The sequence below is a fragment of the Micromonospora polyrhachis genome, assembly GCF_014203835.1.
In the GTDB taxonomy this organism is placed as follows: Bacteria; Actinomycetota; Actinomycetes; order Mycobacteriales; family Micromonosporaceae; genus Micromonospora_H; species Micromonospora_H polyrhachis.
Genome location: NZ_JACHJW010000001.1, coordinates 6,212,970 through 6,237,237 on the forward strand (window position 1 = coordinate 6,212,970; position 24,268 = coordinate 6,237,237).

Here is a 24,268-nt window from a genome sequence, read left to right on the forward strand (position 1 = left end):
GGCAGGGGCCGACTGAGTAACGCCTCGGCCGGAGCCGGCCGAGCCATCGCTTGCCGGCACGGAAAGTCTAGAGTTGCCATGTTGGAAACACGGGGGTTACTGTTTCCAACATGGCAACAGACGTGACACCGCCCCCATCCTGGCCGACTCCCGATCAGGCGCGCGCCGCGCTGGGCGACGCCGCACAGGTCCAAGCGTCGGTCGCCCGGCTGTCGGCCACGCCGTGGCCGCTGTGGTTCACCGCCTGCCTCGCGGGGTACTGCGGCGCGCTCCCCATCGTCTTCGGCGGGGTGATCGCCGACCCGGAATGGTTGCTGCCGCGCGCGGCCTGGTTGGTGGCCGGGGTGCTCCTGCTCGCGGTGTACCTGTCGCTGTTCGCCGTGGCGGGGCGCGCCTGGCAGAGTCGGACCGGCGTGGCGCTGCGCATGGACGTGTTACCCAAGCGGATCGCGCTGCCCGGGGCGATCGGCTATCCAGCCGTGACCGTGGTGGCGCTGGTGGTGTTCTGGCTTACCGGCAACCCACTGCCCCTCTTCGCGGCCTCCGCCGTCGGCATCGCCCTGGCCGTTGGTTTCCACCTGTTGTTCGTACGGCTGCACACGAGGTCGGTGTGACCGGAGACCTCGTCGGAGGCTTCGACGCCACCATCCACGCCCCCAACCGCCTGCGAATCTGTGCCCTGCTCGACACGGCCGGGGAGGCCGAGTTCGGCGTCGTTCAGGAGCAGTTGGCGGTCTCCGCGTCGGTGCTCAGCAAGCACGTGACCGTCCTGATGGAGGCCGGTTACGTCGAACAGCGCAAGGCGGTCCGGGAGACCCGGCAGCGCGTCTGGCTGTGCCTCACCCGGGAGGGTCGGTCCGCCTATCGGGCCCATGTTGCGGCGCTTCGGGCAATCGTCGGTGAGCAGCCGCGATAGCCGGACCACCCAGACCCGGGCGTCCCGTGGTGCCGTGGTGCGGTTGCCGGTGAGCCAACCGCACCCGACCGCTGCCAGGTGGGTCAGCGTTCGCCGACGACCTGTAGGAACGACCGCCAGGCGGCCGGCGTGAAGACGAGCGCCGGCCCCTGCCGGTCCTTGCTGTCCCGTACGGCCACGGCACCGGGCAGGTTGTCAGCCACCTCGACGCAGTCGCCGCCACTGGCACCGCTGCGGATGGACTTGCGCCACCGGGCGTCGGTCAGGTCCATTGCTTCATCATCTCCTTGATCAGGTCCAGCGACTGCCGGCGCGACAGCGCCTCGTTGCGCACACCATCCCACCTACTCAGCAGCGCGGCCAGACCCTCCTCGCTGTCCACCAGGAACCCGCCGAGCTGGGTCTCCAGGTGCCCCACCCAGCCGCCCTCGGCGGACCGGGCCAGGATGAACGGGCCGGACTGCCCGATGTGGAAGACGACATCGGTGGGGATGACGTGGATGCTGATGTGTGGGCGTTCGGCGCATTCCACCAGGTGGGCGAGTTGCTCGGCCATCAGCGCGTCGTAGCCCTCGCCGGTGCGCCGCACCGCCCGTTCGTCGAGGACGGCGAAGAACTCCGGCGGGTCGTCCCGGGTCAGGATCGCCTGCCGGTCCAGCCGGTTCGCCACCCGCTGCTCGACCCTCTCGTCGGTCAGCGCGCCGTCGGTGCGCAGGACGGCCCGGGCGTAGGCCTCGGTCTGCAACAGGCCGGGCACCAGGGTTGGCTGGTAACCGCGCAACTGGGCCGCGCTCCGCTCGGCGTCCAACCAGGGCTGGAACCACACCGGTTCCCGGTCCCGCCTGGCCAGTTCCCAGAGCGCGACGAAGAGCCCACCCGTGTCGAGCACGGTGTCGGCCCGCCTCAGGAAGGGCAGGTCGATCGGACGCTGGCCCAACTCCACGGCCGAGACCATGGAGGCCGAGTAGTGCATGAGCCGACCGAACTCCTCCTGACTGTATTTGGCAGCGAGGCGCATCCGGCGTAATTGGGCGCGGATCAGTTCGACGGTGGGTACGGATTCGCTCTCCACACTTCCTCCACAATTCGAGTATTCGCTCCACTGGTACGGCTGGCTCGTTGTTGTTCTGCTGCCGATGTGCGAACGGCGCGAGCTGCCGTTCTCGCCGACCGTAGCCTTGTTGTCGACGAATTGTGAAGGATGCGAATAGGTGGTTCTTTCGGCGATGATCGGGCATTTCGACGGTAGAGATGGGTGACCGTTCGTGGTTGCCGGCGCCGCTGCGACATTGACGCGGCGGTGACGAACCCTGATCGGCATCGCCGCGGCGCTGCTGCTCACCCGGGTCGCTGGAAAAGGAGTGGACGGGATGGCGCTCGGGCTTGTAGCTTGCAGCTGACCGCGACACCACCCGAGGAGGTGAGACCCATGAACGCTGTATCGATGTGGGTGCTCCCCCTCTCCGTCACGGTCGGGCGATTGACATAGGTATCGCCGGGAGCGCCTCGCCAACCAGGCACTCCCGAAAGGCAACACCTATGCACCCTGTTCAGTTCACCGCCGAGCCATCGTCGACGGATACGGCCGAGCGCGACTTCACCGTGGACAACGTCCCCGGACTCCCATCGCCGGCCGCCAGCGCCGATCGCGCGCCCCTCATGTTCGACGTGATCATTGCCGGGTGCGGGCCGACCGGTGCGATGCTGGCCGCCGAACTGCGGCTGCACGATGTGCGGGTACTCGTCCTGGAGAAGGAAACCGAGCCCGTGTCGTTCGTCCGCATCGTCGGTCTGCACATTCGCAGTATCGAGCTGATGGCGATGCGCGGACTGCTGGAGCGCATTGTCGAACGCGCAAGACGGCGTCCGGCCGCCGGCTTCTTCGCCGCCATCAACAAACCCGCGCCCGAGGGGCTGGATTCCGCGCACGCCTATCTGTTGGGCATCCCGCAGCCGGTCATCGTGCACCTGCTCGAAGAACACGCGATCGAACTGGGTGCGCAGGTCCGGCGCGGTTGTGCGGTGGCCGGTTTCGAGCAGGACGGCGCGGGGGTGACCGTCGAGCTGGCCGACGGGGAACAGTTGCGTGCGCGCTATCTCGTCGGCTGCGACGGCGGGCGCAGTACGGTGCGCAAACTGCTCGGCGTCGGCTTCCCCGGTGAGTCCTCGCGGACCGAGACGCTGATGGGCGAGATGGAAGTGGGTGTGCCGCAGGAACAGATCGCCGCCAAGATGGCCGAAGTGCCCGAGACCAACAAGCGATTCTGGCTCAGGCCCTTCGGCGGAGGGGTCTACAGCGTCGTGGTCCCCGCCACCGGAGTCAGCGATCGCGCGGAACCGCCCACCCTTGAGGATTTCAGACAACAGTTGCGCACCGTCGCCGGAACCGATTTCGGCGTGCACTCCCCACGCTGGTTGTCCCGCTTCGGGGATGCCACCCGGTTAGCCGAACGTTATCGGGTCGGGCGGGTGCTGCTGGCCGGCGACGCGGCACACGTCCATCCACCCACCGGTGGACAGGGCCTCAACCTGGGCGTTCAGGACGCATTCAACCTCGGCTGGAAACTGGCCGCACAGATCCGCGGCTGGGCGCCGGAAACACTGCTGGACACCTACCAGGCCGAACGTCATCCGGTCGCCGCGGAGGTGCTGGACAACACTCGCGCCCAGATGGAGTTGCTGTCCACCGAACCGGGCCCGCAGGCCGTGCGTAGGCTGCTCACCGCACTGATGGACTTCGACGAGGTGAACCGCTATCTGATCGAGAAGATCACCGCGATCGACATCCGCTACGACTTCGGTGCGGGCCCCGACCTGCTCGGCCGGCGCCTGCGCGACATCGACGTCACACAGGGCCGCCTCTACGGTCTGCTGCATCGCGGCCGTGGCCTGCTGTTGGACCGCACCGAACGCCTGACCGTCGGCCGCTGGTCGGACCGGGTCGACCACCTCGCGGATCCCGCTGCCGTACTGGATGTTCCGTGCGTCCTGCTACGCCCCGATGGTCACGTCGCCTGGATCGGTGACGATCAGCAGGACCTGGACGACCACCTCGCCCGCTGGTTCGGCAAGCCCGTCAACTGATTTCGCCGTTATGGTCATGGCTACCGGTCGTGGTGACGGCCTGGTCTACCCCCGGTGGCCTGATCTACCCCCGGCGGCCCACGCCTGTCCGGCGGTAGTACGGGTTTCTGTGACGCAGCGTTATCAAGTTGTCAAGATCCGGAACGTAGAGCGAGCGGCCGTCACCCGGTAGCGTGGCCGCGTGTTTCCCACCGTCCGTGACGTGCTCGCCCTGGACCCGGTCCAGTACGGCGGGCCCCGAGTTGTTGCCGGGGAGACCAGTCTGGACCGTCTTGTCCGCTGGGTGCACGTTGCCGAGGTGCCCGACATCGCCCCACTACTCGGCGGTGGCGAACTGGTCCTGACCACCGGCATCGGTCTGCCGGCCGACGACGACGGACTACGGGCCTTCATCGGTGATCTCGCCGGGGTGGGGGTCTCCGGCCTGGTGGTCGAACTCGGCCGTCGCTATCCGGCCAGCGTGCCCCGGGTGATGGTGGCCGCCGCCAACCGGCGCGGGCTGCCCCTGGTCGAGCTGCGGCTGCCCACCCCGTTCGTCCCGATCACCGAGGCGGTACACGGGCTGATCGTCCACGCCCAGCTCGCCGAGCTGCGGGCCACCGAGGAGATCCACCAGCGGTTCACGGAACTCTCCGTCGAGGGGGCCGAGCCGGCCGAGGTGATCCGTCAGGCCGCCGAGCTGTCCGGCTGCCCGGTGGTGTTGGAGAATCTGTCCCGCCAGGTGCTGGCCTACGATCCGGCCGGGGGCAGCGCCGAATTGCTGCTCAGCGGCTGGGAACAACAGTCCCGGCGGATTCGGCCGACCGGGCGCACCGCGTACGACCCGGACACCGGCTGGCTGGTCACCACGGTGGGAGCCCGTGGCCAGGACTGGGGGCGGCTGCTGCTGCGCTGGCCCAGCGGCGAGTGGGCCGACCGGCTCGGGATGCCCGACCGGATGGGAGCGCCCGAACGGCCCGAGCTCCCCCCGACCCGGTTGACCATTCTGCTCGAACGGGCCGCCTCCACGCTGGCCCTGGGCCGGCTCATCCGGCGCGACGTCGATGGACTGGAACGCCAGATCCACCGTACGTTGCTCACCACCCTGCTCGATCATGCTCGGCTGGTCGACGAGGTGGCCCTACGGGCGCGCGCCCTCGGGGTGGTCCTCGAACGTCGGCACCTGGTGGGGGTGGTGGTCCGGCACCGGACCGACGAGGCGGCCACCGAAACCGCCCAGGCCCGGCTACGGGACCTGGCCGAAGCGGTCAGCCAGGCGATGCGGGAGAGCAAGCTGACCGGGTTGGCCAGCGCGCTGGACGACCAGGCGGTGGGCGTACTGCTCGCGTTACCGGACGCGAGCGCCGAGGAGCGCTCGCTCTCCGCGTTCGCGGCGGCGCTGGATCGGGTACGCCTCGCGGCGGCGTCGACGCAACACGCTGCCGGCGCCCGGGACGCGGTGATCGTGGCGGCCGGCTCGGGCGTGGGCACCCTGCGGGAGGGGCGGCGGTCGCTGATCGAGGCCCGGCAGATCGCCGACGCGGCCCGGCGGGGGCGGCGGGACCTGGCCGTGTTCCGCCTGCCCCACGTCCGGCTGCCCGGATTGCTGCACCTGCTGCGTGACGAGCCCCGATTGCAGACCTTCGTCGAGCGGGAACTCGGGCCGCTGCTGGCCTACGACGCCGAGCACCCGAAGGAGCAGTTGCTCGGCACCCTGCGGATCTACCTGGAGCAGGGCCGGAACAAGTCCGCCGCCGCGACGGCGGCGCACCTGTCCCGGCCGGCCTTCTACGAGCGGTTGGCCCGGATCGCCCGAATCCTCGACGCCGACCTCGACTCGGTGGACGTGTGCCTGTCGCTGCATGTCGCTCTGCTTGCCCTGGACGCGGTCCGGGACACCTGAGCGGCACGCGGTCCGTGACACCGGGCGCTGCCCACGACGACTATCCCTCGCCCACACCGATCTTGGCGAGCGCGTCGGCGTACGCGGGGGGAACGTGGTTCGGGCCGTCCGGGGTGAAGACGTCGGACCGGGAGGCGGTCGACCAGGCGTCCGCCGGTACGGCGTCGACCAGCGCCCGGACCACGGCAGCGTCCCGCCACTGCTCCTGCTCGGTCAGCAGCCCGAGCGCCACCAGCGACTCCTCGACCTCGCCGACACACTCGAACGGTTTGTGCGCGTCGATGCCGAGCAGTTCCAGGTAACCCGGCACCTGGGCCGGATCGGCGAGCAGGTCGCCGCTGAAGATGTGGACCAGCCGCTCGCGGGGCATGAACGGGGCCAGGGCCAGGAAGACGAACCGGCACTTCGGGCAGTCGCCGCACCAGCGGGCCGTCGGGTCGTGCAGCTTGAACGCGGCGTTGCAGCTGGTCACCACGTCGTCGTAGCGGGTGAACTGGGCGAACAGTCGGGCGATGTGTAGCTCCGACAGCGGCCGCAGCAGGGAGAAGTACGGCTCGGTCAGCCCGGCGTGCCCGGCCAGCGCGGCGCGTAGCAGCCCCTCCGCCTCGACGCCCTTGGACCACTGGTGGTTGATCTCTTGACCGTTCCAGATCAGGTTCGGGTCGGAGGCCGAGCGCTCGTTGGACATCACCACCGGGCCGAGCCCGTGCAGCACGGCCGTCGCCACCGCGATGAGGGAGTTGATCGCCGTGACCGGGATGTGTCCGTTGTACGCCCCGGCGGCGTTCCACTCGAACAGCGTCGGGTCGATCTTCCGGCGGGCGGCCAGCGCGACCAGCCCCGACGCCTCGTTGACCGCGACGATGACCGGATTGGGGTTGACCGAGAACGGCACCGGGTCGAACCCACTCTGGCGCAGCGCCTCCAGGCTCACGATCGAGTCCTTGCCCCCACCCACCGCCGACAACGGTCGTCGGCCGGAGTTGTCGACCGGCTCCGGGGCGGTCGGCTCACCGGCCGGCACCTCCGGCACCAGTTCCAGCACGTGCGGCAGGTCGTTGCGGTAGGCGTACTCGGCCAGGCCCTTGGTGTAGACGGCGGTGGTCAGCGCGACGGCGGCCTCGCCCAGCGGTGCCGGCAGCACCAGCCGGCGCGGCGCGGCAGCCTTGTAGTAACTGACCCCGGCGACCAGGTGCAGCAGCTCCAGCACCCGACCGAAGGTGGCCAGGGTGGCCTCGTCCGGCCGGGTCGACGGCACCGGAAACGTGATCGTCTCGGTGAACCGCAGCTCGCCGCCCGGCCCGGTGAGCGCGTAGTCGAACGAGGCCACACCGGTGGTGAGGTCGATCGAGTGTGACGGGAAACTGAAGGCGACCATCTGTCGGAGCTGTCCGTTGAGCACACGCCATACTAGTCCCGGCCCGGTCGCCGGATGTGGAGGAGATCACCAGTGCGCCTGTCTGACCTGCGCGGACGTTCGGTTGCCGTCTGGGGAACTGGGCGGGAGGGACGGGCGGCGGTGACCGCTGTCGCCGCGCACGGCCCGGCCAGCCTGGTCGCGGTCGACGACAGCGCCAGCTTCCTGTCACTGCCCTGGGATGGCGTGCTCGCCCAGACCGCCCCGCTCTACACCGGGCCGGACGGGTTCGAGCAGTTGGCCGCCGCCGAGGTGGTGGTCCGCTCCCCGGGCGTACCGCAGACCCACCCGTGGCTGGCCGAACTGCGCGAGCGCGGGGTCACCGTCACCGGCGGCACGGCCCTGTGGATGGCCGACCACGCGGCCTGCACCGTGGGGGTCACCGGCAGCAAGGGCAAGAGCACCACCTCCAGCCTGATCAGCCAGCTCCTCGCTGCGGTCGGCCGGCCGAACGTCTTCGGTGGCAACATCGGGGTTCCCCTGCTCGACCTGCCCCCGGCCGAGCTGTACGTGCTGGAACTGTCCAGCTACCAGTGCTCCGACCTGACCGACTCGCCCCGGGTGGCCGTGGTGACCTCGCTCTTTCCCGAGCACCTGGACGCGCATGGTGGGGAGCGGGAGTACTACCGGGACAAGCTCAACCTGCTCGACCACGGCCCGGAGACGATCATCGTCAACGGCACCGATCCGCGACTGGCCGCCGAGATCGGTGACCGCCCGGTGATCCGGGCCGGTACGCCGGACACGTTCCACGTCGCGCCCGGCCCGGACGGTACGCCGTACCTGTTCGCGGCGGACCAGCCACTCTTTCCCCGGGCGGCGCTTCCGCTGGTCGGTCGGCACAACGAGGGCAACCTGTGCGTGGCGCTGGCCGTGCTGACCGCGCTCGGGGTGGACTGCGTCGCCGAGCGGGAGACCCTGGCCGGGGCGGTGGCCGCGTTCCAGGGGCTGCCGCACCGGCTCACCGAGATCGAGGACCCGTCCGGGGTGATGTTCGTCGACGACACGCTGGCGACCAGCCCCTACTCGGCGATGCACGCGATCGACGCGTACGAGGGGCGGCCGTTGACCGTCATCGTCGGCGGCAACGACCGGGGGCTGGACTACAGCCCGCTGCGTGACCACCTCGCCCAGCGGGGCGACATCAACGTGATCGGCATCCCGGACAGCGGTCCCCGGATCATCGAGCTGCTGCGGGACCTGCCCTCGGTGCACACCGAACTCGCCGACGACCTGGTGGCGGCGGTCCGGCAGGCCCGGAAGCTGACCCCGACCGGCGGGGTGGTGCTGCTCTCCCCGGCCGCGCCCAGCTACGGCCGGTTCCGCAACTTCGAGCACCGTTCCGAGGTGTTCGCGCAGGCCATCCGGGACACCGCCGTCGGCTAGTCACCTGCGTCCGCCGGACATGCATATTGACAGATATGAAAGTGGTTGCTTCACTTCCAACTGGTTAGTAAAGATTCCTAACTGAGGAGTGTCGTGAAGCGGTCCGCCATCACTCTTTCCCTGACAGTCGCCCTGGCCACTACGATCTCCGTTGGCGCGGCGAGCCCAGCCGTCGCCACCCCAACCGACTGCAGCTACAGCGTCAGTGGCTATACCGCGTCCAGCCTGTGCGCCAGCGGCACCGGCGAACACCGGGTCAAGGTGCTCCAGCGGCATCTTCAATACGGGGACGCGATCCTGATCGAGGGGCCGTGGAAGCCGGTGGGGGAGACCTCGACCGCCAACCTCACGCCACACCGGACCGAGCGGGTCTGGGTCGAGACCCGGTGACCGGTCGGGTCCGGGTCGCAGCTAAGCGTGCGGCTCGACCGCACTGACCGACGCGTGCAGGGTGCGCATCGAGCGGATGGCCGAGCGCACCTCCTGCAGATAGCGACCGGGGGTCAGGGTCGGCTCGGGCAGCGGTGCGTCGGCCAGCGTCGGATCCACCCCCACCGTGTCGATGGCACACCCGTACGGCACGCCGAGGGTCCGGATCGCGTCGCAGTGCTGGAACGGTACGTAGATCGGCGCGGTCACCACGAGCACCCGGTCACCGGGGGAGAGGCGTACCTGCCCGGCCCAGAACCGCTGCGTGTCGGCGGTGTGTGCCCGCCGTACGGTCGGATCGCTGGACGGGGCGGCGAGGACCCGGACCGGCGGCCCCGGGGTGGGTCGGCTGCTGCCGAACGCCCGGCGTACTCCCGCGTTGAGGGCGTCCACCTCGGTCCCACAGTCGGTGACCCCGATCGCGGCGAGGTTGTCCCGCTCTGCCTGGCTCAAGGGCCGGAGGCTGCCCAACGCGGCGATCACGCCGGTGACGGTGAGTCCTGACCGGATCAGGTGCGCGGCGTAGCCGGTGCGTCGCAGGCAGGCGTGTGCGAGGCCGCCGAGCACGATCAGGTGCTGGTAGACGGGCTGCGGCGGGGGCGTCGCCTCGACCATGCCCAGCAGCCGGGCCGCCTCGACGACCAGTCGGGCGATGCCTGGATCGAGGTCGGGTTCCCGGGCCTCGGGTCGTTCCCGGCCGCCCCGGAAGTCCCAGTGCCTGGCGGAGAAGTCGTCGAGCCAGGCGAGCAGCTCGCCTGGCCGGGTCTCGGGGGGCCGTCCGCCGAACGCTGCCACCAACTCGCGTACGGGTGCGGAGTTGATCCATCCGGCGATCTCGGCGGCCAGGGTGGACGCCGGAGTGCCGGCTGTTCCCGGCGGCAGCGGTACGTGGCTGTCGGGCACTGCCGGATCCTAGCCTTCTTGCCGCAAGTCTTGCCGTGGATCGGCTGTGGTGAGAGCGTTCTGCAGTGGGCTGAGTATGGGCTGAGTATGGGCTGAGGGGGAACGCGATGGTCGCCGCGTCACCGACGCTCGTCCGGGATAGCGCGCAGTATCCGCAGGACGCCGGCACCCGCGAGGTACACGACCAGGGTCGTCGTGGGCAGGCCGAACAGGTCGTGCCCGGTCTTGGGGGCCAGGCTGTTGGCGAGCAGGGCGTACGCGGTGGCACCGAAGCTGACGATGGTGAGCAGCGCCCGGGGTGCCGGATGGCGCAGTCCGCTGCACACCCCGGCGGGCAGCCAGCGGGGCCGGGTGTCGGGGCGGCGTCCGCTGCGGGCCTCGATTGGCCCGAAGATGGCGACCAGCCCGGTGAGGACCACCATCAGTGCGAGCAGCCAGGGGATTCGCCAGAGCCACCAGGCCAGCGTGCCCACCGCTGGCGTGGGCAGCAGGTCCACGGCGTGCAGCCCGCCGGCGAGCAGCACCACCGCGCTGACGTGCCAGAGGAAGATGGTCAGCACGACGGCGTTCAGCGCGACCACCACCAGCCAGGGGCGGGGGCGGTGCAGCCACCGTTCGGCCGGGTCGCGCAGCAGCAGGGCGAGGCCGAGTTGGAAGGTGGCGGCGGCGAGCAGGGCCAGGCTCGGTGGGGACATGTTGTGCAGCCGCTCACCCGGGATGTTGATCATGCTGGTCGGGTACGGCCCGACCACGGTCAACAACACCAGCGCGACCAGTCCACCGAGCAGCAGCGGTACGGCGACCCGGGGGCGGGCCAGCCGGGGCCGCTCGTCCCGCCAGGCGAAGCCGACCTGGTGGATGGCGAGCCAGCCGAAGAGGAAGTTACCGCTGGCCAGCGCCTCCGGACCGCGCAGTCGGGCGAGGTCACCGGCGGCGACCAGGACGACCAGCACCACCGGTACGGCGAACCCGTAGCGCCGGTACAGCGCGTACATGGGTGGGGTCAGGGCCACCACCACCAGGTACGCGGCGAGGAACCACAGTGGGATGGTGGCGAACCAGACCGCGGTGCGGATCTGCGCCGGTTCGGCACCGAGCAGGCGGGCACCGACCGAGGCGGCGGCGAGCACCAGCAGCAGGGTCGTGGTGGGGCGAAGCAGCCGGCCGCTGCGGTCCAACAGCCAGTCGAGCGCGGTGCCGCCCTTGCGTCGTCGGCTGGTCAGGGAGGCGGCGTTGGCGTAGCCGCCGACGAAGAAGAAGACCGGCAGCACCTGGACGATCCAGGTGATCGGGTGCGCCCAGGGCAGGTCGGGCAGGGCGGAGTGGCCGGTGAGCTGCCCCCGCCGGTCGGGGCCGATGACGGTGATCAGCCAGTGGCCGAGTACCACGGCCACGATCGCCACCGCGCGGAGCAGATCGAGGTAACGCTCCCGATTGGCTGGCGTCCGTTCGGCGAGTTGCCGCACGCGACGCATGAGGTCAGCGTAGCGAGTCGCGGATCCGCGCAAGGTGATAACGGTTCGGCCGTGGGGACTTGCTGCCGGCCGCCTACTGCCGTAAGAATTCTTCAGCAATACCGTGAACAGTGAAGACAAGCAACACAGCACCTCGCGCGGCGGCCGCCCGTCATCGTCAACGGCGCACCGCTGGACCCCCGATCCGAGGAGAATCTATGAACAGGCGTGACATCCTGCGTCGTACCGCGGTGGCCGGTGCCCTCGCGACCCCCGTCGCCGGCCTGCTGACCGGCTGTGCCCTCGGCGGCGGCGACGACAGCGACGGCGGCGACAACCGGGCGGAGAAGACCGCAGAGAACCCGCTCGGCGTCAAGGCGGACGCCCCGCTGGAGGTCGTCATCTTCAACGGCGGCTTCGGTGAGGAGTACGCCAAGGCGCACGAGGCGATGTACGCGGAGAAGTACCCGAAGGCCAAGATCACGCACTCGGCGACGCAGGAGATCAACAAGACCCTGCAGCCGCGCTTCGTCGATGGCACCCCGCCGGACGTGATCAACAACTCCGGTGCCGGGCAGATCGACTTCAACGGCCTGGTCTCCCAGGGCACGCTGGCCGACCTCGGCGAGCTGCTCGACGCACCGAGCCTGGACGACCCGAGCAAGAAGGTGCGTGACACCCTGCTGCCGGGCACGGTCGAGGTGGGCTCCTACAACGGCAAGTTCCTGGCCCTGAACTACACCTACACCGCCTACGGCATCTGGTACTCCACCAAGCTCTTCACCGAGAAGGGCTGGCAGTATCCGAAGACCTGGGACGAGCACATCGCGCTGTGCAAGCAGATCAAGGCCGCCGGCATCGCGCCGTGGACGTACGCCGGCAAGCACCCCCGTTACATGAGCTGGCCGCTGCTCTCCACGGCGATCAAGTTCGGCGGCATCTCGGTGGCCACCGCCATCGACAACCTGGAGCCCAACGCCTGGAAGTCCGACGCGATGAAGGCGGCGGCCGACGCGTGGCATCAGATCGTCAAGGACGGCTACATCCTGGCCGGCTCGCCCGGCTTGGACCACAAGCAGTCACAGACCGAGTGGAGCCAGGGCAAGGCGGCGCTCATCTCCTGCGGCTCCTGGTTGGAGAGCGAGCAGAAGAGCGTCACGCCCGACGGCTTCAACATGTCCATCGCGCCGACGCCGAGCCTGGGCAGCAGCGACAAACTGCCCTTCGAGGCGATCCGCGGCACCGCCGGTGAGCCGTTCATCGTCCCCGCCAAGGCCAAGAACCTGGCCGGTGGCCTGGAGTACTTCCGGATCATGCTGTCCAAGAAGGGTGCCCAGGACTTCACCAGGAAGGTGTCCAGCCTGCCCGTGGTCGCCGGTGCCACTGACGGCGTCGAGCTGCCGTTCGGCCTCACCACCGTCAGCAAGGCCCTGGAGGCGTCCGGCAGTAACGGTTTCAACTGGGTCTACAACACCTTCTACCGCAAGCTGGAGCGCAACCTCGTCGACGCCGCCTGTGGGGAGTTCTTCAGCGGACGGATCGGCCCGGCCGAGTTCCTGGAGCTGTGCCAGAAGGGCGCTGACTCGATCGCCTCGGACAACTCCATCACCAAGTACAAGCGAGCCGTCTGAGTCACGCGAACGGGCCGGCCTGGTGACGGGCCGGCCCTTCCGGCATTCCCGACGCCTGGGCAGGATCAAATCTCGTGAGACATGGCAAGTATCCGCTGATCATCACCTTTCTGTTGCCGCCCCTGCTGCTGTACGGCATCTTCGTCCTCTCGCCGTACGCGCAGGCGTTCCAGATCTCCACCACCGACTGGCTCGGCTATTCGCCGGACGCCAAGTTCCTGGGGCTGGACAACTTCACCGCGTTGTGGCGCGACGAGTACGCCTGGAATGCGATCAAGAACAACGCGATCCTGCTGCTGTTGCTGCCGGTCCTGACCATCGGGCTCGGCCTCTTCTTCAGCACCATGCTCACCATGGGCGGCCGGCGGGGCCGGGCCGGTGTCGTCGGCGTACGGGGTTCGGCCTTCTACCAGCTCGTGTACTTCTTCCCGCAGGTGCTCTCGGTGGTGATCATCGCCTACATCTGGCGGGAGATGTACCACCCCAACAGTGGCCTGCTCAACGGCGCGCTCGCCGGGCTCGGGCTGCCCACCCCCGCGTGGCTGGGTGACCCCAGGTTCGCGTTCTGGTGCGTGCTGGCGGCGATGGTGTGGAGCAACGTCGGGTTCTACGTCGTACTCTTCGGCGCGGCCATGCAGTCGATCCCCAAGGACATCTACGAGGCGGTCATGCTCGACGGGGCGTCACGCTGGACCACCCTGTTCAAGGTGACCATCCCGCTGCTCTGGGACACCGTCCAGGTCGCCTGGATCTACCTGGCCATCGCCGCGCTCGACGGCTTCATCCTGGTGCAGTTGATGACCGACGGCGGTCCCAACTACTCCTCGGACGTGATCGGCCTGCGGATGTACAACACCGCGTTCGGCTCCGAGACCAAGTTCGGCTACGCCTCGGCGATCGGCGTGGTGATGTTCTTCCTGACCCTGTCGGTGTCCGTGCTGGCCCTGCGCGCCGCCAAACGTGACCGGATCGAGTACTCATGAGCACAGTCGAAAGCCCGGTGGCGGCACCGGTCCACGCCACCCCGGAAACCCGTACGCCCGACCGGCAGCCCCGACGCGAGTGGGGTGTCTTCAACGTCTTCTCCCACAGCTTCCTGGTGCTGTGGGGCCTGCTGACCGTGCTGCCGCTGCTCTGGGTGGTGATCAGCTCGTTCAAGAGCGACGCCGAGATCCTCTCCGATCCCTGGGGCCTGCCCAGCGCGCTGCGCTTCGAGAACTGGGCCCGGGCCTGGACCGAGGCCCACATCGGGCAGTACTTCCTCAACAGTGCCATCGTGGTGGCCGGCTCGCTGACCCTGACCATGCTGCTCGGTGCCACCGCCGCGTACGTCTTCGCCCGGTACGAGTTCCGGGGCCGGCAGATCGTCTACTACCTCTTCGTCGGCGGCATGATGTTCCCGGTCTTCCTGGCGCTGGTCCCGCTCTTCTTCGTGGTACGCCAGGCGGGGCTGCTCAACACCTGGCCGGGCCTGATGCTGGTCTACGCCGGCTACTCCCTCCCGTTCACGGTCTTCTTCCTCACCGCGTTCTTCCGGACGCTGCCCACCTCGGTGGGGGAGGCGGCCATGATGGACGGCTGCGGCCACTTCCGGCTCTTCTTCCGGGTGATGCTGCCGATGGCCCGGCCGGGCCTGATCAGCGTCGGTATCTTCAACTTCCTCAGCCACTGGAACCAGTTCATCCTTCCCCAGGTGCTGATGCAGGGGGACGAGTCGAAGTGGGTGCTGGCCCAGGGCCTGACCGCCCTGGCCGTCAACCAGGGGTACGCGGGCGACTACAGCGGACTCTTCGCTGGTCTCACCATCGCGATGCTGCCGGTGCTCGTGGTCTACATCGCGTTCCAGCGGCAGATCCAGTCCGGCCTCACCGCCGGCCAACTCAAGTAACCGGACTGGCAGCCACGTTGGTACCCAGCGGACCTCCAGTCCGCAGGTTCCGGGGTCGAGTCCCTGGCGGCGCACCGATCGAGGCCCTGACCAGTAACAACCTGGTCGGGGCCTTGGCTGTTGTCCATATAGTTTTGAACCTGCCCCGAAAAGCCCGCAGTAACGGCTGGGGCGGTCAGGTCCGGTGGGGTCCGCAACCCGATCTCCATCGCACCGCCCGCCTGTTCGGCGGTACAACGACCGACGACCGTCGGCGTATGGACTCGCGCCACAGGCACGTCGGAACGAACGTGCGCAGGCGCGTCGCCGCCGCGGTGAGAGCGAGCCTGGCCTGATCAGGCGCTAGCTCTGTGGCAGACTCGGGCCGCATGCAACGCTTCTACTCCTGGGATGGCACAGAACTGGCATATCGGATGGTCGGCTCCGGGCCGCCCCTGGTGTGCATCCCCGGCGGCCCGGGCCAGGCCGTCGAGTACTTCGACGAACTGGGCGGTCTTAGCGAACACCGGACGTTGATCCTGCTGGACAACCGCGGCACGGGCGGGTCGCAGACACTACAGGACCCCACGACGTACCGGGTCGAACGGCTCGTCCACGACGTCGAGGCACTGCGCGGCCACCTTGGGCTGGACGTCATGGACCTGTTTGGACACTCGGCCAGCGGCGGGATCTGCCTGCTGTACGCGGCCGAGCACCCGCACCGGGTCGGCCGTCTTGTGCTGGTCGATCCATCCATGCGCGTCGTCGGCATCCAGTCCGACCTCGGCGTCGACGAGGTGCTGGCCAAACGGGCCCACGAGCCCTGGTACGCCGACGCGGTCGCCGCCCTGCACGCCGAGGCCGCAACGCCACAGGAACTGGAGCGGTACCGCTGGCTCGCGGCGCCGCTGCTCTACGGACAATGGAACGCCGCCGCCCAGGAGCAGGCAGCCGCCGAGCCCGCCCAGTTCGCTCAGCCGGCAACCGACGGATTCTACGCTGGCTTCGACCCGGACCCCACGCTGCCCAGCCGCCTTGCAACACTGAGAATGCGGATACTCCTGGTGGTCGGCGAATACGACATCTGGCCCACGTCCACGGCTGTCCGCGAGTTGGCCGCCCTGCTCAACAACGCCGAACTTGCGGTGCTGCCAGGGGCAGGGCATTTCCCGTGGGTGGACGACCCGGCCAATTTCGTAGCCACTGTGGAGGGGTTCCTCGGCCGGGCTACCTGACGGTGGCCTCGCCAGGTCACCCTCGTCAGCGTACTGCCGATCTTCGCTGTCTGACGCGTGGCCTTCCTCTTCCTCACCGCATGGATGCTGCTGGCCCTCGCCGGCCTGGCGATCATTAGCCGGCCTGGTCACCCTGACCGGAGTCGGGGCGGCCGCGATTCTGAGCATGCTGCCCACTTGGGCGGCCAGCCCCTACGACCGGCTCGTCCAGGGCCGATTCGATCCTCTGGCCTTCCCGACCCGCTATCTTGTCCCGCGTTGTGCGCCATGCCAGGTAGACGTACGGCTCGGCTGCCGTAGACAGCCTCAGCTCAGTGAGAGTGCAAGGGTCTCACCGGCTCCCATCAGCCGGCCGTTGATGAGTACCTGGACTCGGGCGCGGACCGGGTCGGGGCCGACCAGCAGGATCATCGACCACATGTAGTCGTGGATGTATTCCTGCTTTTCGACGGTGCGGGTGAGGCCGTCGCCACGTTCGATCTCCATGTGGATTTCGACCTGGTTGGTCGTTGCCAGGTGGTCCAGGCCTGATGTGCCCTCGAACCGGGACCAGGCTGCTCGACCCCATGGCGAGTAGCGCAGTTGGACCTGGCCGACGAGTTGAGTTTCGGAGATGGCTACCTTCTGTGCGTCCAGCGTCACCGCGTCGAAGCCGCATCCGGCCCGTTCCGGATCGGCGCCGTCCACCACCGCCTGGGGGGACCCGGCTGGCCGGGCGATTACCGGCCGTTCCAGGATGCCCGCCGCGCTGACGTCGAGCCGGCGGTTGGCCTGTTGCCAGCGCTTGCGCCACTCCTGTTCGTCTCCGCCGCATGCGGCGACGAAGGCGAGTGTCACCGGCAGTGATGGCAACACGCGGCCGGCCACCGCCGTCGACAGGGCGGTTCGAGAGTAGTGCGTGCGTTTGGCGAGTTCGCGGAAGCTGGGTGTGCCGGCGGACTCCCGAAGGCGGAGCAGCTCGACTGCGAAGGTCCCTGCGGCGGTCTCCAGCCGATAGCCGAGCCGCTCGTCCGCCGTCATCGTCACCTCGTTCACCATCGCCCGGAAGGCATCCATCTTCTCCAATGACTGCATTGGTGGCAACAGGTGTCCGGGGCGTGGTTTCCACTGTTGCCGGCAAACGGCTCTGCCGAGACTCGTAGGTGCGCGCAACTCACCGCCGGGCCCGGGTCGACAGCCTCAAGGAGGAATCGTGATCAGGAAACACGCCAGGCTTCTGGCCGTTCTGGCCACAGCACTGCTGGGCGCACTGGCCACCCCGGCACCGGCGAGCGCTGCCCCGCAGGAGCCCGCCAAGCACTGCGTAACGAACCTGAGCACCGGTGCCACCCGCTGCTTTTCGACCTTCTCGGCCGCCATCGCCGATGTCACGCAGGGGGAGATCACCAACGCGGACGCCCTGCCTGCGCTGACGCCCGGCGTCGGGCTGCGTGACCGGCTCAACCAGCTCGGTGCCCAGGCGGCACAGCGGAACAAGGCCGCCCTCGCGGCGGGCTCGACCACCATGGCCGAGATCACCGTGGCCGTCAACTTCGAGCACACCGGATATGACACCCGGGGCTTTACCTACATCGGGACCGGCGACCATCGCTGTGACGACGGACCGGTAGATGTTTGGGAATACCAGTTGCCGGAACTGACCAGCATCAACGACAAGATCAGCTCGTTCTACGGTGCTAACAACTGCTGGCAGGAGAGCTACGAGCACGCATGGTGGGGCGGCAGAGTCCTGTCGCTGCGCCCGGAGGCAGCCGACCTCAACCAGGTGAACTTCAACGACATCATCTCCTCGTTCAGGCTCACCTGAGCGAAGCGCTCCGGGCCGCCCGTGACTATCCCATCCAACGGGCCAGTCGCGGGCGGCTTGCGGGTATGCGCATGGCAGGCTGGATGAGCCAGGCGATCCAACGAACTGGCTCAGCGAAGCGGCCGGCGCGCAGACCGGCTTGATCACGGTCGCGAACGTTGCTCGGAGACCTGTTGCACGGTGGGGGAGCCGACCAGTGTTCCCGTGCTCGCGTGCAATGTCGCCGGTACGCCGATCGGGACGGTGAGCGCTCGCGACCCGGCGCACGATCGCAGTGCCGGGACTTGCCTCACTGGACACCTCGGACGCCGCAACACCCTTGATCAAGTAAGAGCCTGATTTGCCTCGGGAGGCCTGTGTCGTAGGGGGTCAGGGCGGATTACGCGGCTACCTGAGCTGCTGTTAGGTTAGGCATCCCTTACCTCTGCGAAGTGGAGTATCTCAGCATGCGCGTCACCCGGTTCCTCGCGGGAATCGTCGCCGCCACCACCGTGCTCGCACTCGCTGCCTGTGGCGGATCGTCCGACACCGACGACACCCCTGCCGCGTCCGGCAGCGGCGCTGCATCGTTCCCGGTCACCATCACCCATGCGTTCGGCACCACGACCATCAAGAAGAAACCCGAGCGGGTCGCCACGGTCAACTGGGCCAACCATGAGGTGCCACTGGCCCTGGGCATCGTCCCGGTCGGCTACGCCAAGGCGAACTTCGGTGACGAGGACGGCGACGGCCTGCTGCCCTGGGATGCCGCGAAGCTCAAGGAGCTCGGCGCCCAGACCCCGGTGCTGTTCGACGAGACCGACGGCATCGACTTCGAGGGGGTGGCGAACACCAAGCCAGACGTCATCCTGGCCGCCTACTCGGGTCTGACCCAGCAGGACTACGACACCCTGACGAAGATCGCGCCGGTCGTCGCGTACCCGAAGACGCCCTGGTCCACCTCGTGGCGCGACAGCATCAAGCTGGAGAGCAAGGCCCTCGGCCTGGCCGCCGAGGGCGACGCGCTGATCGCGAAGATCGAGCAGGAGATGAAGGACGAGGCGGCGCGCTACCCGAAGCTGGCCGGCAAGTCGGTGATGTTCCTGACCCACCTCGATCCGACCGACCTCAGCAAGATCAGCTTCTACACCACGCACGACACCCGGTCCCAGTTCTTCACCGACCTCGGCATGAAGCACCCGGAGAGCATCGCGAAGGCGTCCGCCGGGACCACCGAGTTCAGCCTCACGCAGAGCGCCGAGCAGGTGCAGAACCTCAGCGACGTGGACATCATCGTGACCTACGGTGACGCCCAGGGCACCACGCTGGCCACCCTGCAGAAGGACCCGCTGCTGTCCAAGATCCCGGCGATCGCGCGCGGATCGTTCGTCTCCCTGCCCGGCAGCACCCCGGTAGCCACCGCCGCCAACCCCACGCCGCTCGCAGTTTCGTTCGTGCTCAAGGACTACGTCGACCTGCTCGGCAAGGCAGCCGACAAGATCTGATGACGCTCGTCGAAACTCCTTCCGGGCCGGACGTCACCGTCGTGCGGCGCCCGGCCCGGGTGCGCCTGGGCTGGCTGATGGTCGTCCTCGCCGTCCTGGTCCTCGTCATGCTGGCGTCGGTCGCCTTCGGCTCCCGCATCGTCGGCTGGGCCGACATCGTCGCCGCCTTCAGCGGCACCGACGAGACCCTCAACCAGGCAGCCGTGGTCAAACGCATTCCGCGTACGGTCCTCGCCGCGCTCGTCGGCGCGGCGCTGGCCCTGTCCGGCACCGTCATGCAGGGCGTCACCCGCAATCCGCTCGCCGACCCGGGCATCCTCGGCGTGAACATGGGCGCCATGCTGGCGATCGCGGTCGGCATGGTGACCATCGGGCTGTACACCGCCACCGCGTACATCTGGGTCGCGATCGCCGGTGCGGCCGTGTCCACACTGTTCGTCTACGCGGTCGGCTCGCTCGGCCGCGGCGGCGCCACCCCGCTCAAGATCGCGCTGGCCGGGGCGGCCACCTCCGCGGCACTGGCGTCGCTGGTGGTGGCGGTCGTGCTGCCGCGCGGCGACATCGCCGAGAACTTCCAGTCCTGGCAGGTCGGCGGGGTCGGCGGCGCGACCTGGGAGAGCATCGGTCAGGTCCTGCCGTTCCTGATCACCGGCATGGTCATCTGCCTGCTCTGCGCCCGGGCGCTGAACTCCCTCGCGCTCGGCGACGAACTCGCCGCCGGCCTCGGCGAACGCGTCGCCCTGATGCGCGGGATCGCCGCCCTCGGCGCGGTGGTGCTGTGCGGCGCGGCCACCGCGGTCGCCGGCCCGATCGCGTTCGTCGGCCTGATCGTCCCACACCTGTGCCGGCTGCTCGTCGGACTCGACCATCGCTGGCTCCTGCCGTTCGCCACGCTCGTCGGCGCCGCGCTGCTGACCGCCGCCGACGTCGTCGGTCGGGTGGTGAACCGGCCCGACGAGATCGAGGCCGGGATCATCACCGCCCTGATCGGCGCCCCGTTCTTCATCTACATCGTCCGCCGGCAGAAGGTACGAGAACTGTGAGCACCATGACTCTCGAGGCCGTCACCCGCGGCCGGGTCCGGCGCGGCCGGCGGAGGCAGACCGTCCTGGCCATCCTCGGCGTGGCGATGGCGGCGATGGTCGCCGTCTCACTGATGGTCGGGCAGACCTTCTACCCGCCCGATGACGTGCTGCGGGTGATCCTCGGCGAGACCGTGCCCGGTGCGTCGTTCACCGTGGGTGAGCTCCGGCTGCCCCGGACCGTCCTGGCCCTGGCCGTTGGGCTGTGCTTCGGCATGGGCGGAGTCACCTTCCAGACCATGATGCGCAACCCGCTCGCCAGCCCGGACATCATCGGCATCAGTTCGGCGGCGAGCGCGGCGGCGGCCTTCGGCATCATCGTGCTGAACCTCGGCGAGACCGGCGTCTCGATGTTCGCCATCACCGCCGCGCTGGGCGTCGCCGTGATCATCTACGTGTTGTCGTTCAAGGACGGGGTGGCCGGCACCCGCCTGGTACTGATCGGCATCGGCATCGCCGCCATGCTCAACAGCGCCACCTCGTACATCCTGAACCAGGCCGGGCAGTGGGACCTGCAGGCTGCGACGCGCTGGCTCAACGGCAGCCTGAACGGCTCCACCTGGGACGAGACCCTTCCGGTGCTGATCGCGCTGCTGGTCTTCGGCCCGGTGCTGCTGGGCCAGGCCCGGAACCTGACGATGCTGCAGCTCGGCGACGACACCGCGGCGGCTCTGGGAACCCGACTGGAACGTACCCGGCTGGTGTCGATCGTCGCGGCAGTTGGTCTCATCGCGTTCGCCACCTCGGCCACCGGACCGATCGCCTTCGTGGCCTTCCTGGCCGGGCCGATCGCGGCCCGCCTGGTCGGCCCCGGTGGCTCCTTGCTGGTGCCGTCCGCGCTGGTCGGCGCGCTGCTGGTGTTGATCGCCGACTTCCTTGGTCAGTTCGCCTTCGACACCCGCTTCCCGGTAGGTGTGATCACCGGCGTGCTCGGTGCCCCGTACCTCATCTATCTGCTCGTCCGTACGAATCGCGCGGGAGGCTCGCTGTGACCACCAACCACTCGCTGACCGTCGAGAAACTGACCGTCGGCTACGGCGAGCATGTCGTCATCGAGTCACTCGACCTGCTCATGCCACCCGGCAAGATCACCGCAATCGTCGGTGCCAACGCCTGCGGCAAATCCACCCTGCTGCGCTCGATGTCCCGGCTGCTCGCTCCACGTACCGGTCATGTGCTGCTAGACGGCCGGGAAGTACACAAGATGCCGGCCAAGGAACTGGCACGCACCCTCGGCCTGCTCCCGCAGTCACCGATCGCGCCGGAAGGCATCACCGTGACCGACCTGGTCGGCCGCGGCCGCAACCCGCACCAGCGACTCCTGTCGCGGTGGAGCGGGGACGACGACCGGGCGGTGGCGGCCGCGCTGGACGCCACGCACACCGCCGACCTGGCGGACCGCTCGGTGGACGAACTCTCCGGCGGGCAGCGGCAGCGGGTGTGGATCGCGATGGCCCTCGCGCAGCAGACCGAACTGCTGCTGCTCGATGAGCCGACCACGTTCCTCGACGTCAGCCACCAGGTCGAGGTGCTGGACCTGCTTACCGACCTGAACACCGATCGCGGCACCACGATCGTGATGGTGCTGCACGATCTGAACATGGCGGCCCGCTACGCCGATCACCTGATCGCACTGGCCGACGGCGGCCTGCATGCCGCTGGCGAGCCAGCCGCCGTGCTGACCGAGGATTGCGTACGCGCGGTGTTCGGTCTGGACAGTCAGGTGATCCCCGATCCGGTCTCCGGCAAGCCGCTGATGCTGCCGATCGGCCGCCACCACGTCCGCTCCACGGTGTCGTAGCGGGACGGCCGCGGCTGCGCTACGAACAACGGGTCAGGCAGGGCGTACCGGACCCCCTACGGTCTGGCGGTGCGGGGAAAGCCGGTCCAGCACAGGTCGGTTGGGAGGTGGCTCTGGTCGTTGAACATGACGATGGTCGGGGGCAGGGCGGCGCGGTACTCGATGAGCGTCAGGGCGGTGTTGGCGCTGTTCAGACCAAGCCAGCGGGATGGGGGCGCGTCCAGCGCGTGGCGGACCAGCCAGGCGATCGGGTAGGCGTGGGTGACCAGGATTTCGTGGGTGTCGGGGGCGGGGCCGGGGGAAGCTGCGAAACGGCTGGTCAAGGACTCGGCGAGCCGGTGGCCTGCGGCGGCCTCGGTGTCGTCGTACCCGTCGAAGAATCCGGCCCACGACGGGGGCGTTTCGGCGGGGCTGGGGACGTACGGCACATGGTCGATGAGTTCGGCGGCCTGGGCCACGGGAGCGTCCGGCAGATGCCGGGCGATCTCGCGCGCGCTGGCGGCTGCGCGCGGCAACGGGGAATGCCAAATCGCGTCGATGGGTAGGCAGGCCAGGCGCTCGCCCAGCAGATTCGCTTGCTGGTGCCCGATGTCGGTCAGCTCCCCGAACGGGTCAGCGGCACCGTGCCGGGCGAGGTAGAGGTGTCGGGTCCCCATGGCGTGAGCCTCAGTTCTTTCGGTCAGCCGTCGTGACGATGCCGGTGGCACCGTCGACGGTGATGGTGGTGGCATTGGGGATTCGTCTCGTGGCGTTCGGGATGCCCAGGACGGCGGGTATGCGCAGCTCGCGGGCGACGATTGCGGCGTGGGAGAGCACGCCACCGGTTTCGGTGACGACTCCGGTGGCGATGCGCAGCAGTGGCGTCCAGCCCGGGTCGGTGTACGGGCATACCAGGATGTCGCCTGGGCGTACGTGGGCGAAGTCGCCGGGGCCGAGGACGATCCGCGCGGTGCCGGTCATGGTTCCCTGGCTGCCCGGAGTTCCGGCCAGCGCGCCGGGTGGCGTGGCGACGCCATCGGCCGGCGGCGGGGGAGCGGCGGTGACCGGACGGGCCTGAAGGAGCCAGACCCGGCCGTCGGCGATCGCCCATTCGACGTCCAGCGCACCGCCGAGCACTTCGGCGGCCTTCTGTCCGAGCCGGGCCAGTCCGATGGTGGCCGGGTCGTCGAGCGTCGGCTGATTCTGGCTGTCTGGGGGTACGTCCCGCGTGACGAGCTGTGTGCCGTGCCGGTCCAGCCGGGTTCGCTTGTCGGAAATGGTGCGCTTCACGGACCCGTCGCTGTTGACCCGGAAGACGTCTGGGGTGACCGTGCCACCGACGACGCTGGGTCCGAGGCCCCAGGAAGCTTCGATCTCGGTCACGCCGCCCGGATCCGGCGGAGTGAACATGACCCCGGAAACCTCCGCGTCCACGTGACGCTGGACGAGGACAGCCATCTTCGGCAGATCGGCTGTGTGCCGGTACTCGATGGCTCGCGACGAGTACAGCGAAGCCCAGCAGGCGCGAACTGCGCCGGTGACCTCGTCTACGCCGTGTGCCGCGAGCACGGTCTCGTACTGCCCCGCGGCTGAGGCGCGTGCGGTGTCCTCGTCCGCCGCCGACGAACGTACCGCCACCGGCGGATGACCGAGCGCTTCCAGCCCGACGGTGATGGCGGCGAGTAGCCCGGCATCCAGCGGTCGGCTCTCGATCGCCTGCCGTAGCGCGTCCGGTGTCGTGAGGTCCAGTCCCCGAATGGCTTCCCGGTATGCGCTGAACGGGACGGCGAAGCCGTCCGGCACCGGCAGCCCGGCGCGCAACAGCACACCGAGCGCGCCCGCCTTACCGCCGCTGGTTTTCGCCACGGCGTCCGTGAGGGGCACGATCATCCGAAACGCCTCTCAATATTT

At 68.9% G+C, this 24,268-nt stretch carries 23 protein-coding genes; 15 read left to right on the forward strand and 8 right to left on the reverse strand.

Annotated features, from left to right (window positions below; all coding sequences use genetic code 11):
• Nucleotides 1-110: 110 nt before the first annotated feature.
• Both FHR38_RS32590 and FHR38_RS32960 read left to right on the forward strand, forming a co-directional pair.
• A complete protein-coding gene (locus FHR38_RS32590) occupies nt 111-614 on the forward strand; it encodes a hypothetical protein (RefSeq protein WP_184537641.1) in 504 nt (167 codons plus the stop codon).
• Complete coding sequence (locus tag FHR38_RS32960; protein ID WP_184537643.1) at nt 611-916, forward strand: transcriptional regulator; 306 nt, start codon at nt 611-613, stop codon at nt 914-916. Before FHR38_RS32590 ends, FHR38_RS32960 begins: the two co-directional genes overlap by 4 nt.
• An 83-nt stretch (nt 917-999) precedes the next feature.
• On the opposite strand, the gene FHR38_RS27495 is transcribed toward FHR38_RS32960, so the two are convergent.
• Together FHR38_RS27495 and FHR38_RS27500 are read right to left on the reverse strand one after the other, a co-directional pair.
• On the reverse strand, nt 1,000-1,188 hold the full coding sequence (locus FHR38_RS27495) for a DUF397 domain-containing protein (RefSeq protein ID WP_184537645.1): 189 nt from the start codon (nt 1,186-1,188) through the stop codon (nt 1,000-1,002).
• Entirely contained in the window at nt 1,179-1,988 is an 810-nt protein-coding gene (locus FHR38_RS27500) for a helix-turn-helix domain-containing protein (RefSeq protein ID WP_312882438.1), read from the reverse strand. Before FHR38_RS27500 ends, FHR38_RS27495 begins: the two co-directional genes overlap by 10 nt.
• A gap of 587 nt (nt 1,989-2,575) precedes the next feature.
• On the opposite strand from FHR38_RS27500, the gene rox reads away from it, so the two are divergent.
• Both rox and FHR38_RS27510 read left to right on the forward strand, forming a co-directional pair.
• Nucleotides 2,576-4,000, forward strand: coding sequence for a rifampin monooxygenase (gene rox, locus FHR38_RS27505; RefSeq protein ID WP_221450128.1), 1,425 nt, complete (start codon nt 2,576-2,578; stop codon nt 3,998-4,000).
• Between the two features lie 181 nt (nt 4,001-4,181).
• The gene (locus FHR38_RS27510) at nt 4,182-5,882 is read left to right on the forward strand and encodes a PucR family transcriptional regulator (RefSeq protein ID WP_184537649.1); all 1,701 of its coding nucleotides are present in this window, start codon (nt 4,182-4,184) and stop codon (nt 5,880-5,882) included.
• Between the two features lie 40 nt (nt 5,883-5,922).
• Here the strand turns inward: FHR38_RS27510 and FHR38_RS27515 are convergent, their stop codons facing one another.
• Nucleotides 5,923-7,284: a MurL-like N-terminal domain-containing gene (locus FHR38_RS27515; RefSeq protein WP_184537651.1), complete on the reverse strand. Its 1,362-nt coding sequence runs from the start codon at nt 7,282-7,284 to the stop codon at nt 5,923-5,925.
• A 48-nt stretch (nt 7,285-7,332) separates the two neighbouring features.
• On the opposite strand from FHR38_RS27515, the gene murD reads away from it, so the two are divergent.
• Complete coding sequence (murD, locus tag FHR38_RS27520) at nt 7,333-8,685, forward strand: UDP-N-acetylmuramoyl-L-alanine--D-glutamate ligase (protein WP_184537653.1); 1,353 nt, start codon at nt 7,333-7,335, stop codon at nt 8,683-8,685.
• 93 nt (nt 8,686-8,778) lie between these two features.
• On the forward strand, nt 8,779-9,075 hold the full coding sequence (locus FHR38_RS27525; protein ID WP_184537655.1) for a hypothetical protein: 297 nt from the start codon (nt 8,779-8,781) through the stop codon (nt 9,073-9,075).
• Between the two features lie 21 nt (nt 9,076-9,096).
• Here FHR38_RS27525 and FHR38_RS27530 read toward each other — a convergent pair whose 3' ends face one another.
• Nucleotides 9,097-10,017: a hypothetical protein gene (locus FHR38_RS27530; protein WP_184537657.1), complete on the reverse strand. Its 921-nt coding sequence runs from the start codon at nt 10,015-10,017 to the stop codon at nt 9,097-9,099.
• A 119-nt stretch (nt 10,018-10,136) separates the two neighbouring features.
• Nucleotides 10,137-11,492, reverse strand: coding sequence for an acyltransferase family protein (locus FHR38_RS27535; protein WP_184537659.1), 1,356 nt, complete (start codon nt 11,490-11,492; stop codon nt 10,137-10,139).
• A 197-nt stretch (nt 11,493-11,689) separates the two neighbouring features.
• Between FHR38_RS27535 and ngcE the strand changes: the two genes are divergently transcribed.
• From ngcE to FHR38_RS27555, 4 genes are all read left to right on the forward strand, one after another.
• Nucleotides 11,690-13,102 (forward strand): N-acetylglucosamine/diacetylchitobiose ABC transporter substrate-binding protein, encoded by a 1,413-nt coding sequence (ngcE, locus tag FHR38_RS27540; RefSeq protein WP_184537661.1) that lies wholly within the window; start codon nt 11,690-11,692, stop codon nt 13,100-13,102.
• A 74-nt stretch (nt 13,103-13,176) separates the two neighbouring features.
• The gene (locus tag FHR38_RS27545; RefSeq protein ID WP_184537663.1) at nt 13,177-14,085 is read left to right on the forward strand and encodes a carbohydrate ABC transporter permease; all 909 of its coding nucleotides are present in this window, start codon (nt 13,177-13,179) and stop codon (nt 14,083-14,085) included.
• Nucleotides 14,082-14,990, forward strand: a complete 909-nt coding sequence (locus FHR38_RS27550) for a carbohydrate ABC transporter permease (RefSeq protein ID WP_184537665.1) — start codon at nt 14,082-14,084, stop codon at nt 14,988-14,990. The genes FHR38_RS27545 and FHR38_RS27550 overlap by 4 nt, the downstream gene beginning before the upstream one ends.
• Nucleotides 14,991-15,358: 368 nt before the next feature.
• The gene (locus FHR38_RS27555; protein WP_184537667.1) at nt 15,359-16,204 is read left to right on the forward strand and encodes an alpha/beta fold hydrolase; all 846 of its coding nucleotides are present in this window, start codon (nt 15,359-15,361) and stop codon (nt 16,202-16,204) included.
• 306 nt (nt 16,205-16,510) lie between these two features.
• Here FHR38_RS27555 and FHR38_RS27560 read toward each other — a convergent pair whose 3' ends face one another.
• Nucleotides 16,511-17,278 (reverse strand): helix-turn-helix domain-containing protein, encoded by a 768-nt coding sequence (locus tag FHR38_RS27560; protein WP_221449213.1) that lies wholly within the window; start codon nt 17,276-17,278, stop codon nt 16,511-16,513.
• Between the two features lie 118 nt (nt 17,279-17,396).
• Between FHR38_RS27560 and FHR38_RS27565 the strand changes: the two genes are divergently transcribed.
• The 5 genes from FHR38_RS27565 to FHR38_RS27585 all read left to right on the forward strand — a co-directional run bounded on the left by FHR38_RS27565 (nt 17,397) and on the right by FHR38_RS27585 (nt 22,378).
• A complete protein-coding gene (locus FHR38_RS27565) occupies nt 17,397-18,011 on the forward strand; it encodes a hypothetical protein (protein ID WP_184537672.1) in 615 nt (204 codons plus the stop codon).
• A gap of 446 nt (nt 18,012-18,457) precedes the next feature.
• Complete coding sequence (locus tag FHR38_RS27570; protein ID WP_184537674.1) at nt 18,458-19,495, forward strand: iron-siderophore ABC transporter substrate-binding protein; 1,038 nt, start codon at nt 18,458-18,460, stop codon at nt 19,493-19,495.
• Entirely contained in the window at nt 19,495-20,538 is a 1,044-nt protein-coding gene (locus FHR38_RS27575; protein WP_184537676.1) for a FecCD family ABC transporter permease, read from the forward strand. The genes FHR38_RS27570 and FHR38_RS27575 overlap by 1 nt, the downstream gene beginning before the upstream one ends.
• A 5-nt stretch (nt 20,539-20,543) precedes the next feature.
• Nucleotides 20,544-21,569, forward strand: a complete 1,026-nt coding sequence (locus tag FHR38_RS27580; protein ID WP_184537677.1) for a FecCD family ABC transporter permease — start codon at nt 20,544-20,546, stop codon at nt 21,567-21,569.
• The gene (locus FHR38_RS27585) at nt 21,566-22,378 is read left to right on the forward strand and encodes an ABC transporter ATP-binding protein (RefSeq protein WP_184537679.1); all 813 of its coding nucleotides are present in this window, start codon (nt 21,566-21,568) and stop codon (nt 22,376-22,378) included. The genes FHR38_RS27580 and FHR38_RS27585 overlap by 4 nt, the downstream gene beginning before the upstream one ends.
• 56 nt (nt 22,379-22,434) lie before the next feature.
• Here the strand turns inward: FHR38_RS27585 and FHR38_RS27590 are convergent, their stop codons facing one another.
• Entirely contained in the window at nt 22,435-23,034 is a 600-nt protein-coding gene (locus FHR38_RS27590) for a histidine phosphatase family protein (RefSeq protein WP_184537681.1), read from the reverse strand.
• A gap of 10 nt (nt 23,035-23,044) precedes the next feature.
• Nucleotides 23,045-24,247, reverse strand: a complete 1,203-nt coding sequence (locus FHR38_RS27595) for a PEP/pyruvate-binding domain-containing protein (protein ID WP_184537683.1) — start codon at nt 24,245-24,247, stop codon at nt 23,045-23,047.
• Nucleotides 24,248-24,268: the final 21 nt, after the last annotated feature.

Bases quoted from the DNA above. Each gene is read 5' to 3' on its own strand.
- FHR38_RS32590 (WP_184537641.1), top strand. From the start codon at position 111: ATGGCAACAGACGTGACACCGCCCCCATCCTGGCCGACTCCCGATCAG.
- FHR38_RS27495 (WP_184537645.1), bottom strand. From the start codon at position 1,188: ATGGACCTGACCGACGCCCGGTGGCGCAAGTCCATCCGCAGCGGTGCC.
- rox (WP_221450128.1), top strand. From the start codon at position 2,576: ATGTTCGACGTGATCATTGCCGGGTGCGGGCCGACCGGTGCGATGCTG.
- FHR38_RS27535 (WP_184537659.1), bottom strand. From the start codon at position 11,492: ATGCGTCGCGTGCGGCAACTCGCCGAACGGACGCCAGCCAATCGGGAG.
- ngcE (WP_184537661.1), top strand. From the start codon at position 11,690: ATGAACAGGCGTGACATCCTGCGTCGTACCGCGGTGGCCGGTGCCCTC.
- FHR38_RS27550 (WP_184537665.1), top strand. From the start codon at position 14,082: ATGAGCACAGTCGAAAGCCCGGTGGCGGCACCGGTCCACGCCACCCCG.
- FHR38_RS27555 (WP_184537667.1), top strand. From the start codon at position 15,359: ATGCAACGCTTCTACTCCTGGGATGGCACAGAACTGGCATATCGGATG.
- FHR38_RS27560 (WP_221449213.1), bottom strand. From the start codon at position 17,278: ATGCAGTCATTGGAGAAGATGGATGCCTTCCGGGCGATGGTGAACGAG.
- FHR38_RS27570 (WP_184537674.1), top strand. From the start codon at position 18,458: ATGCGCGTCACCCGGTTCCTCGCGGGAATCGTCGCCGCCACCACCGTG.
- FHR38_RS27575 (WP_184537676.1), top strand. From the start codon at position 19,495: ATGACGCTCGTCGAAACTCCTTCCGGGCCGGACGTCACCGTCGTGCGG.
- FHR38_RS27580 (WP_184537677.1), top strand. From the start codon at position 20,544: ATGACTCTCGAGGCCGTCACCCGCGGCCGGGTCCGGCGCGGCCGGCGG.
- FHR38_RS27590 (WP_184537681.1), bottom strand. From the start codon at position 23,034: ATGGGGACCCGACACCTCTACCTCGCCCGGCACGGTGCCGCTGACCCG.
- FHR38_RS27595 (WP_184537683.1), bottom strand. From the start codon at position 24,247: ATGATCGTGCCCCTCACGGACGCCGTGGCGAAAACCAGCGGCGGTAAG.